Source organism: Phocaeicola sp. (assembly GCF_048170425.1).
Lineage (GTDB): Bacteria > Bacteroidota > Bacteroidia > Bacteroidales > Bacteroidaceae > Phocaeicola.
On sequence record NZ_DBEXBB010000149.1, the window covers coordinates 1 to 10,541 of the forward strand.

Below are 10,541 nucleotides of genomic sequence, written 5' to 3' on the forward strand. Positions count from 1 at the left end.
TATGGGATTATTAACTCCGGATCCGGGGCTGCTGTTCTGGATGGTCATCACCTTCGGAGTCGTGTTCTTCATCTTGGCGAAATACGGCTTCCCGGTGATTCTGAAGACGGTGGAGGACCGGAAAGCATACATTGACAATTCGCTCAAGGCGGCACGCGAGGCCAACGAACAGCTGGCCAACGTGAAGGTGGAGGGAGAGAAACTCCTGGCACAGGCACGCGAGGAACAGCACCGCATCCTGACCGAGGCTGCTGCCACGCGCGACCGCATCATCAAGAACGCTCAGGAAAAGGCCTTCGCCGAAGGAAACCGCCTGATGGAGGAGATGAAGAAGCAGATTGAAACGGAAAAGGAAAGTGCCATCCGTGACATCCGCCGCCAGGTAGCCGTGTTGTCAGTGGGCATTGCAGAGAAGATTATGCGTAGCAAGCTGGCCGATGAGAAGGAACAGGCTGCGCTGATTGACCGTCTGCTGGATGAAATGATTGAAACTTCTAAAAAATAACGTGTCATGAATACAGGAGTCGTTTCAAGACGTTTCGCGAAGGCACTGCTGGCATACGCGAAAGGAGAAGGGCTGGAAGACAAGGTGTACAAGGAGGTGAAAACACTGGCCGCACACTTTGCCGAGGTGCCCGGTCTGCGGCGTGCCATTGAAAATCCGGTGCTGGAGCGGAGCAAGAAGCTGGAACTGCTTTGCGAGGCTTCGGGCGGAAAGGACGTGAGCCGGGTGATGACGCGTTTTCTCAGCCTGGTGCTGGAAGACAAAAGGGAAAAGTTCCTGCAGTTCATGACGTGGTCGTACATCGACCTGTATCAGGAAGACAAGCACATCCTTTTTGGGAAGCTGACTACTGCCGTACACTCGCCCAGACTGGTGGAACATTTGCAGCGTCTGGCTGCCAGGGTAACCAACGGAGCGGTGAAACTGGAAGAGAAGGTAGACAAAAAACTGATTGGAGGATATATCATCGAACTGGATGGCTTCCGCCTGGATTCCAGTGTGGCTAACCAGTTAAAGCGCGTGAAACAGCAGTTTATCGCGAAAAACAGGAGAATAGTGTAAACAATGGATAATGAAAAATGAAGAATGAACAACTTCGTTACTCGCTATTAATTGTTCATTATTAATTATTAATTAAAAAGAATTATGCCAGAAAATACAATAAGACCCAGCGAAGTTTCGGAGGTGTTGCTCCAACAGTTGAAGGGGATTGACAACTCGCTGAAATTCGACGAAGTGGGTACCGTGCTTCAGGTGAGCGACGGGGTGGCCCGTATTTACGGTTTGCGTAATGCGGAGGCCAACGAGTTGCTGCAGTTTGAAAACGGTATCATGGGAACGGTAATGAATCTGGAGGAGGACAACGTGGGAGCAGTGCTTCTGGGTCCGACCGACCAGATTAAGGAGGGGATGATTGTGAAGCGTACCAAGCACATTGCTTCCATCAATGTGGGCGAATCGATGCTGGGACGTGTAATCGACCCCTTAGGTGTGCCCCTGGACGGGCGCGGCGAAATTGGCGGAGAACTGTGCGAGATGCCGCTGGAGCGTAAGGCACCGGGGGTTATCTTCCGTCAGCCGGTAACGGAACCGCTGCAGACGGGATTGAAGGCTATCGATGCCATGATTCCTATTGGCCGCGGACAGCGTGAGCTGATTATCGGCGACCGTCAGACTGGTAAGACGGCCATTGCCATTGATACCATCATCAACCAGCGTGCCAACTACGAGGCAGGAAACCCGGTGTACTGTATCTACGTGGCCATCGGCCAGAAAGGTTCTACCGTGGCCAGTATCGTGAACGCGCTGCGTGAGAAGGGAGCGATGGATTATACCGTGGTGGTAGCTGCCACGGCTTCCGACCCGGCTGCCATGCAGTATTTCGCTCCGTTTGCCGGAGCTGCCATCGGCGAATACTTCCGTGATACCGGCCGTCATGCACTGGTGGTGTACGATGACTTGTCAAAACAGGCCGTGGCCTACCGTGAGGTATCCCTGATTCTGCGCCGTCCGTCAGGACGTGAGGCTTATCCGGGTGATATCTTCTACCTGCACTCTCGTCTGCTGGAACGTGCGGCGAAGATTATCAGCCAGCAGGAAGTGGCCGAACAGATGAACGACCTGCCGCCCAGTCTGAAGGGTAAGGTAAAAGCCGGAGGTTCACTGACCGCCCTGCCGATTATCGAAACACAGGCCGGCGACGTGTCTGCCTACATCCCGACCAACGTGATATCCATTACCGACGGTCAGATTTTCCTGGAAACCGACTTGTTCAACCAGGGTTTCCGTCCGGCTATCAACGTGGGTATCTCCGTATCGCGTGTAGGTGGTAGTGCCCAGATAAAGAGTATGAAGAAAGTGGCCGGTACGCTGAAGATTGACCAGGCACAGTATCGTGAGCTGGAGGCCTTCTCGAAGTTCAGCAGTGACATGGATTCTGTGACTGCCATGACTATTGACCGCGGACGAAAGAACAACCAGCTGCTGATTCAGCCGCAGTACTCACCGATGCCGGTAGGCGAACAGGTGGCCATTCTGTACTGTGGTACGCACGGACTGATGCGCGACATTCCTATTTCGAAGGTGCGTGCCTTCCAGGATGCGTTCCTGACTTACCTGCGTGCCAACCACCAGAAGGATGTGCTCGACGTGCTGGCTTCCGGAAAGATTACCGAAGAAATTACGTCGCTCATTGAAAAACTGGCCGCAGACGCAGTGGAACAATTTAAAGCATAAATCCCATGGCATCACTGAAAGAAGTTAAAGGAAGAATCAACTCAATCCATGGCACGCTGAAGATTACTTCGGCAATGAAGATGGTGGCGTCTTCCAAGCTGCACAAGGCGCAGGAGGCCATTGAAAACATGCTTCCCTACGAACGCAGGCTGCACCGCATGCTCAATAACTTCATGGGCGCGGACCTGAGCGTGGAATCGCCTTTTGCAGTGAAACGTGAAGTGAAGAAAGTGGCCGTGGTGGTGTTTGCCTCCAACAGCAGCCTGTGCGGCGGATTCAATGCCAACGTCATCCGTCACCTGAACGAGATGGTGGCAGAATTTGAGCCGAAGGTGGGCCGTGAGAACATCCTGATTTATCCGGTAGGCCGTAAGGTGGCCGATGCGGTGAAGAAGATGGAGGGCGTGGTGAGTGCAGGAGACTTCCAGCACATGAGCGGAAAACCGAACTACAAGGAGGCGGCCGACCTGGCTGCCGAGCTGATGACACGGTTTGCCAGCGGTGAAATCCAGCAAGTGGAGCTGCTCTACAACCACTTCAAGTCGACCTCTACGCAGGTGCTGACGCGGGAGACTTATCTGCCGCTGGCACTGAATGTGGAACATGACGAAAAGGAAGAAGAGGAGCAGGAAGCCATGCAGTCGGACTACATTATCGAACCCTCACGGGAACAGGTGATGGAGGAACTGCTGCCCAAGGTGCTCCGCATGAAGATGTATACTGTGCTGCTTGACTCCACGGCTTCGGAACATGCCGCGCGCACCATGGCCATGCAGATTGCCACGGACAATGCAAACGATCTGATTCAGGAACTGACCTTGATTTACAACAAGAGCCGCCAGCAGGCGATTACCAACGAGCTGCTGGACATCGTGGGCGGCAGCATGAGCTGACCCCACAGGCGGAACTCTTGTGTTCATTGTATAAAAAAACGTATCGCTGTCTCACGGCAGGATACGTTTTTTTTTGAACGAATAAACTAAAAATTAATTATCTTAAAAAAGAAAACATGAAATTCTTTGGTGCTTTATTTGTATAACAAACTGATTTTGTGTTTTGTTCGCCTTGTTTGCCTATTTTTCTGTACTGATTTTTTAATAATTGTAGAAACATACTGCTGTACCGTCGAGCAGACATTCCATTCGTCCTTCTCCCAGGCGGATATTGTCCATGTAGGAGTAGTCTCCTCTGCCATAGTTCAACCGGATGCTGGTGTAGAAAGCGTCGTACCAGTCCCACGTAAATGTGTAGGTATATTCCTCCCAACGTCCGTGAGCATCCTGAATGCGGATAAAGTCTTCTCCCGTTCCGTTGGCATAAAAGCGCAGCACTTGATAGTGATGCAGTCCGTAGTCGTCGTACCAGTCGTCCTGCCAGTCGTAGCTGCAGAGATACGCTGTGCGTTCGCGATACTCCAGGGAGTTGTTTCCTAATTCCATTTCCACGTTACAAGACGGGAAGGCGAGTGTCAGTGCGACCAGTATCGCCATATACATGAATTTTCTTACCCTTGTTCTCATAACTCTTTGTGTGTTTGTTTTCCTCTATGTGACAAAGGTATCCGGAAAAAATCATACAAACGAATGATTTTTCCTATTCCTGCGGGGGAATTTCCCTATCGGGGGTAGGGATTGGCGTATAAAAAAGCCCTGCTCAAAATGGGTAATTAAAAAGCAGGGCTCAAAAAACGGATAAGATATCGTTTTTTAGGAGTTGAGTATTGTGTCAGTTTTCCTGAAGCAGGACAGCCAGCGCATCGCGCCAGTCTTCGCCGTTATGCGGGCAATAGGTCTGGAAACCCAGCTGGCGGGCTGCCTTTACATTGCTTGCCCCATCGTCTATGAAGAGCGATTCTGACGGTAGGATGTCGGCATCTGCTATCAGAAAGTCGAAAATCTGCCGATTGGGCTTGGTCACTCCAATCTGGTAGGAGAGGTACAGCTTGTCAAAATAGTCGGTGAGCGGTTTCCCCTTTGACGAGAATGCCGGGCTGCAGGCCCAGTCCATCACGTAAGGATTGGTGTTGCTCAGCACGAAGAGCTTGTAGCGCTTGCGCAGCTCCTTCAGGCAGTCCAGCAGGCGTTCGTCCAATCCGGTGAAGTAGCCCAGCCATGCCTGACGTGTTTCCTCCCAGCTGGGCGTGCGTCCGTCGCACAACTGTCCCAGTTTTTCCTGAAATTCTTCAGTAGTAATTTTTCCTTCTTCCAATTCTTGGAAAATCCCCGTCTGGTGATATTTGTCCAGGCGCTGGTCGGCATCAGCCACTCCTAACTGGCGGAATGCTTCCACCGCCTTCTCGCGACTGATAGGGGCGATGACCCCTCCGAAATCAAAAATCAGGTTCTTTATCATATATCGTTTTTATTTTCTCAGCATCAGGTTCTTGAACGGAGCAGGATAGGGAGTTTCGAATTCCATCCGTTCGCCCGTAAGCGGGTGGTAGAAGCACAGCTTGAAGGCATGGAGTGCCAGACGTCCGAGCGGGTCGGTTTCGCAGCCGTAACGTGCATCGCCCACCACCGGATGACCGAGCGACTGCATGTGCACGCGAATCTGGTTCTTGCGTCCCGTTTCCAGTTGCAGCTCCATGAGCGAATAGCCGTTGGCCCGCTTGATGGTGCGGTAGTGCGTGATGGAGAGCTTGCCTCCGTCGTCTACCGGCGAGGAGCTGACGTACAGCTTGCGGTCGGTGAGCCAGGAGCGTACGGTGCCCTGGTCTTTCTCCATGTCGCCCATGACGATGGACACGTAGCGGCGGTCGTACACGATGTCGTGCCAGTTGTCGCGGAGCGTGTGCTGCGTCTTCTCATCCTTGGCATACATCATGATACCCGAGGTTTCGCGGTCCAGGCGGTGTACCACGAAGATGCGGTTGTTGCGGTGCGTGCGCTTCACATACTCATTCAGAATGTGTTGTGCGGTACGTTCCTTCTGGTGGTCGGTAGCCACGGACAGCAGCCCTTCCTTCTTTTCCACCACGATGAGATAGGCATCCTCGTAGAGAATCTTCAGCATGGGGTGGCGGAACTCGTGCTTGTTCTTTTCACGGCTCACCTGCACCTTCATGCCCGGCTTCAGGGGAAAGTTGTACTGCGTCTGGATGTTGTTGTCCACCAGCACCACGCGATTAGCCAGCAAGGCTTTTACGCGCGTGCGGCTGACACCGTCCATCTTCTTCATAAGGAACTCCATCAGTTCCGCCGGTTCATTGACCGGATAGATTGTATATTTGGCTGCGGCACGCGGGATAGGGCGTCGGCCGTTGTTGCCAGAGTTATTTCTTGCCACTTTGTTGCGTCAGTTAAAAGTTAGAAGATAGGGGAGAGTGGTTAGCGTCTTTCCAGTTGCACGACATTTTCCACGTGATGCGTGTGAGGGAACATGTCGACAGGCTGTACGGCAGTCACCTTGTACTTGCCGTCGAGCAGCTGGAGGTCGCGTGCCTGTGTGGCCGGGTTGCAGCTCACGTAGACGATGCGTTTCGGCTCGGCAGCCAGAATCACGTCGATTACGTCATTGTGCATACCAGCGCGGGGAGGGTCGGTGATGATGACATCCGGACGTCCGTGCTCTGCAATGAAGTCGTTGGTAAGGATGTCCTTCATATCGCCTGCATAGAACAGCGTGTTGTCGATGCCGTTCAGGGCCGAGTTCACCTTGGCATCCTCGATGGCTTCGGGCACATATTCGATGCCCACCACCTTGCGTGCCTGGCGTGCCACGAAGTTGGCGATGGTACCCGTACCCGTGTAGAGGTCGTACACCAGCTCGTTGCCCGTGAGTCCGGCAAACTCGCGTGCCACCTTATATAAATTATAGGCCTGTTCGGAGTTCGTCTGATAGAACGATTTCGGTCCCACCTTGAAACGCAGTCCCTCCATCTCCTCGAAGATGTGGTCGTTGCCCTTGAACACCTCCACGTCGAGGTCGCCGATGGTGTCGTTGCACTTGTTGTTGATGACATACATCAGCGAAGTAATCTGTGGGAACGAGTCAGCTATGAATTGTAGTATTTCTTCCATCTTGCGGCGGCCTTCGTCGTCGGTCACCTTGCACTGTAGCACCACCATCAGTTCGCCCGTGGACGAGGTACGAATCATGATGTTACGCAGCAAGCCTTCCTGCGTGCGCAAGTCGAAGAACGGGAAGTTGTGCGCGTAGGCATAGTCGCGTACAGCATTGCGAATCTGGTTGGAAATGTCGTCCTGCAACCAGCACTTGTCGATGGCCAGCACCTTGTCGAACGCCCCCGGAATATGGAATCCCACGGCATTCATCTGGTCGTATTTCACGTCCTGCTTCACCTCCTCTTCTGTCAGCCAGCGCTTGTTGGAGAATGTAAACTCCAGCTTGTTACGGTAAAAGCGGGTCTTTTCCGAGCCTAAGATAGGACGGAATTCCGGCAGTTCCACCTTCCCGATGCGGGTGAGGTTGTCGAACACTTGTTTCTGCTTGTACTTGAGCTGTTCCTCGTAAGAAAGACATTGCCATTTGCATCCTCCGCACACTCCGAAGTGACTGCAAAATGGTTCCGTGCGCAGGGGTGATTTCTCATGGAACTTTACCGCCACCGCTTCGGCGTAATGGTTCTTCTTGCGTTTCACCTGTAAGTCGACTACGTCGCCCGGCACTACATACGGGACAAATATTACCAACTCGTTCACTTTAGCCACGGCTTTTCCCTCTGCGGCTACGTCTGTTATCGTTACCTTCTCCAGTAAAGGCAGTTCTTTTTTCTTTCTTGCCACGTTCTTTTCAATAAAACCAATTTGGGAGCAAATTTAGACATTTTTCCTGACATTCTGCTATGTTTTTCGAAGAAGTTGATTTTGCAAACTCTATGTTACAAAATATGTCGAAAAATATCTTCGCAAAATTTGGGATTCAATAAAATATGTATAGATTTGCCATCGGTTGACCAACGAAAAACATTATTGAACCTTATCAAATATAAGAAAACATGGAAAAGAAAAGAGTCTATACTTTTGGAAACGGACAAGCAGAAGGAAAAGCTGACATGAGAAACTTGTTGGGTGGCAAGGGTGCGAACCTGGCCGAAATGAATTTGATCGGTGTACCTGTGCCTCCCGGTTTCACTATTACTACAGAAGTATGCAACGAATATTTTGAAAAAGGAAAAGAAGCTGTGGTAGCCTTGCTGAAAGACGACGTGGAAAAATCCATCAAGGGAGTAGAAGCCCTGATGAAGTCGAAATTCGGCGATGTGGAAAATCCGCTGCTCGTTTCCGTACGTTCGGGTGCCAGAGCGTCCATGCCGGGGATGATGGACACTATCCTGAACCTGGGTCTGAACGATGAGGTAGTGGAAGGTATGGCCCGCAAGACCAACAACCCGCGTTTTGCATGGGATTCTTACCGCCGTTTCGTACAGATGTATGGCGACGTGGTACTGGGCATGAAACCTGTGAACAAGGAAGACATCGACCCGTTTGAAGCCATCATTGAAGACGTGAAGAAGGCCAAGGGAGTGCGTCTGGACAACGAACTCGACGTGAACGACCTGAAGACACTGGTAGCCCGCTTCAAGGAAGCCGTGAAGAAACAGACCGGACAGGAATTTCCGTCATGCGCTTACGAACAGTTGTGGGGTGCCATCTGTGCCGTATTCGATTCATGGATGAACGAACGTGCCATTCTTTACCGCAAGATGGAAGGTATTCCGGCAGAGTGGGGAACAGCTGTGAACGTACAGGCCATGGTATTCGGTAACATGGGTGAGACTTCGGCTACGGGTGTATGCTTCTCACGCGACGCCGCTACCGGTGAAGACCTGTTCAACGGGGAATACCTGATTAATGCGCAGGGTGAAGACGTGGTAGCTGGTATCCGTACGCCGCAGCAGATTACCAAAATCGGCTCTCAGCGCTGGGCCGAACTGCAAGGCATTTCGGAAGAAGAACGTGTGGCCAAATATCCTTCCATGGAAGAAGCCATGCCGGAAATCTATCAGGAACTCGACGCACTCCAGACCAAACTGGAAAATCACTATCACGACATGCAGGACATGGAATTTACCGTGCAGGAAGGCAAGCTGTGGTTCCTTCAGACCCGTAACGGTAAGCGTACAGGTGCCGCTATGGTGCGCATCGCCATGGAAATGCTTCATCAGGGCATGATTGATGAAAAGACTGCCTTGATGCGCTGCGAACCCAACAAGCTCGACGAACTGCTGCATCCGGTATTCGACAAGGAAGCACTCGGTCGTGCACGCGTGCTGACACGTGGTTTGCCGGCTTCTCCGGGTGCTGCCTGCGGACGTATCGTCTTCTTTGCGGAAGATGCGGCTGAATGGCATGACGGCGGGCATCGTGTGGTGCTGGTACGTATCGAGACTTCTCCGGAAGACCTGGCAGGTATGCAGGCTGCCGAAGGTATCCTGACCGCCCGTGGAGGCATGACTTCACACGCTGCCGTAGTAGCTCGCGGAATGGGTAAGTGCTGCGTATCCGGTGCCGGAGCCATCAACGTAGACTACAAAGCTCGTACGGTGGAAATCGACGGTGTGGTGCTGAAGGAAGGTGATTATATTTCCATCAACGGAACCAACGGATATGTATATGCGGGAGAAATTCCGACTCAGCCAGCCAAATTGTCGGGTAACTTTGCGGAACTGATGGAACTCTGCGACAAATATGCCCGTCTGAAAGTACGTACCAATGCCGACACTCCGCGCAACGCACAGGATGCTCGTGGCTTCGGTGCCGTAGGTATCGGTCTGTGCCGTACGGAACACATGTTCTTCGATGACGAAAAGATTGTGGCCATGCGCGAAATGATTCTGGCCAAGGACGTGGAAGGCCGCAAGAAAGCCCTCGACAAACTGTTGCCTTACCAGAAAGCCGACTTCAAGGAAATCTTCAAGACCATGGACGGACTGCCTGTCAACGTACGTCTGCTCGACCCGCCGTTGCACGAATTCGTACCGCACGATTTGAAGGGACAGGAAGAAATGGCAGAAGCCATGGGCGTGACCGTAGAATACATCCGTCAGCGTGTGGAAAATCTCTGCGAACATAATCCGATGCTGGGTCACCGTGGTTGCCGTCTGGGTAATACGTATCCGGAAATCACCGAAATGCAGACCCGCGCCATCCTGGGTGCTGCCTGCGAACTGAAGAAGGAAGGCTACGACCCGCATCCTGAAATCATGGTGCCGCTGATTGGTATCCTGTATGAATTCGAAGCACAGGAAAAGGTAATCCGCGAAACGGCTGCTCGTTTGTTCAAGGAAGAAGGCGTGGAAATCCCGTTCAAGGTGGGTACCATGATTGAGGTGCCGCGTGCCGCCTTGACTGCCGACCGCATCGCTTCACATGCTGAATACTTCTCATTCGGTACAAACGACCTGACTCAGATGACCTTCGGTTACTCTCGCGACGACATCGCTTCCTTCTTGCCGGTTTACCTGGAAAAGAAGATTCTGAAGGTAGACCCGTTCCAGGTACTCGACCAGAACGGTGTGGGCCAGCTTATCGAAATGGCGGTAGCCAAAGGCCGTTCCGTACGTCCGGAACTGAAATGCGGTATCTGCGGTGAACACGGTGGTGAACCGATGTCCGTGAAGTTCTGCCACAAGGTAGGTCTGGATTACGTGAGCTGCTCACCGTTCCGCGTGCCTATCGCTCGTCTGGCTGCGGCGCAGGCTGCAATCGAGGAATAGCACGATATAGCTGATACTCAATAAAATAGGCGGTATGCTTTTCATTTACAAAGGCTTACCGCCTATTGTATTTTTAAAAGGTACGTTCATTCCGCACGGAAAATGAGCGTAATAAACGCA

The 10,541-nt window shown here is 52.2% G+C and carries 9 protein-coding genes; 5 read left to right on the forward strand and 4 right to left on the reverse strand.

What is annotated here, in order from left to right:
* The first annotated feature begins 1 nt into the window (after position 1).
* The 4 genes from atpF to ACMJ0U_RS05705 all read left to right on the forward strand — a co-directional run bounded on the left by atpF (position 2) and on the right by ACMJ0U_RS05705 (position 3,633).
* A complete protein-coding gene (atpF, locus tag ACMJ0U_RS05690) occupies positions 2 to 505 on the forward strand; it encodes a F0F1 ATP synthase subunit B (RefSeq protein WP_417128752.1) in 504 nt (167 codons plus the stop codon).
* Between the two features lie 6 nt (positions 506 to 511).
* A complete protein-coding gene (locus ACMJ0U_RS05695) occupies positions 512 to 1,066 on the forward strand; it encodes a F0F1 ATP synthase subunit delta (RefSeq protein WP_417128754.1) in 555 nt (184 codons plus the stop codon).
* An 84-nt stretch (positions 1,067 to 1,150) separates the two neighbouring features.
* Entirely contained in the window at positions 1,151 to 2,740 is a 1,590-nt protein-coding gene (atpA, locus tag ACMJ0U_RS05700; RefSeq protein ID WP_417128756.1) for a F0F1 ATP synthase subunit alpha, read from the forward strand.
* Positions 2,741 to 2,745: 5 nt separating this feature from the next.
* Complete coding sequence (locus ACMJ0U_RS05705; protein WP_417128758.1) at positions 2,746 to 3,633, forward strand: F0F1 ATP synthase subunit gamma; 888 nt, start codon at positions 2,746 to 2,748, stop codon at positions 3,631 to 3,633.
* A 201-nt stretch (positions 3,634 to 3,834) separates the two neighbouring features.
* Here the strand turns inward: ACMJ0U_RS05705 and ACMJ0U_RS05710 are convergent, their stop codons facing one another.
* The 4 genes from ACMJ0U_RS05710 to rlmD all read right to left on the reverse strand — a co-directional run bounded on the left by ACMJ0U_RS05710 (position 3,835) and on the right by rlmD (position 7,488).
* The gene (locus ACMJ0U_RS05710; RefSeq protein WP_417128760.1) at positions 3,835 to 4,260 is read right to left on the reverse strand and encodes a hypothetical protein; all 426 of its coding nucleotides are present in this window, start codon (positions 4,258 to 4,260) and stop codon (positions 3,835 to 3,837) included.
* Positions 4,261 to 4,465: 205 nt separating this feature from the next.
* On the reverse strand, positions 4,466 to 5,092 hold the full coding sequence (locus tag ACMJ0U_RS05715) for an HAD family hydrolase (RefSeq protein ID WP_417128762.1): 627 nt from the start codon (positions 5,090 to 5,092) through the stop codon (positions 4,466 to 4,468).
* 9 nt (positions 5,093 to 5,101) lie between these two features.
* Positions 5,102 to 6,028: an RluA family pseudouridine synthase gene (locus tag ACMJ0U_RS05720; RefSeq protein WP_417128764.1), complete on the reverse strand. Its 927-nt coding sequence runs from the start codon at positions 6,026 to 6,028 to the stop codon at positions 5,102 to 5,104.
* A 41-nt stretch (positions 6,029 to 6,069) separates the two neighbouring features.
* A complete protein-coding gene (gene rlmD, locus ACMJ0U_RS05725) occupies positions 6,070 to 7,488 on the reverse strand; it encodes a 23S rRNA (uracil(1939)-C(5))-methyltransferase RlmD (RefSeq protein ID WP_417128766.1) in 1,419 nt (472 codons plus the stop codon).
* Positions 7,489 to 7,700: 212 nt separating this feature from the next.
* On the opposite strand from rlmD, the gene ppdK reads away from it, so the two are divergent.
* Positions 7,701 to 10,421, forward strand: a complete 2,721-nt coding sequence (gene ppdK, locus ACMJ0U_RS05730) for a pyruvate, phosphate dikinase (RefSeq protein WP_417128767.1) — start codon at positions 7,701 to 7,703, stop codon at positions 10,419 to 10,421.
* The last annotated feature ends 120 nt before the right edge of the window (positions 10,422 to 10,541 follow it).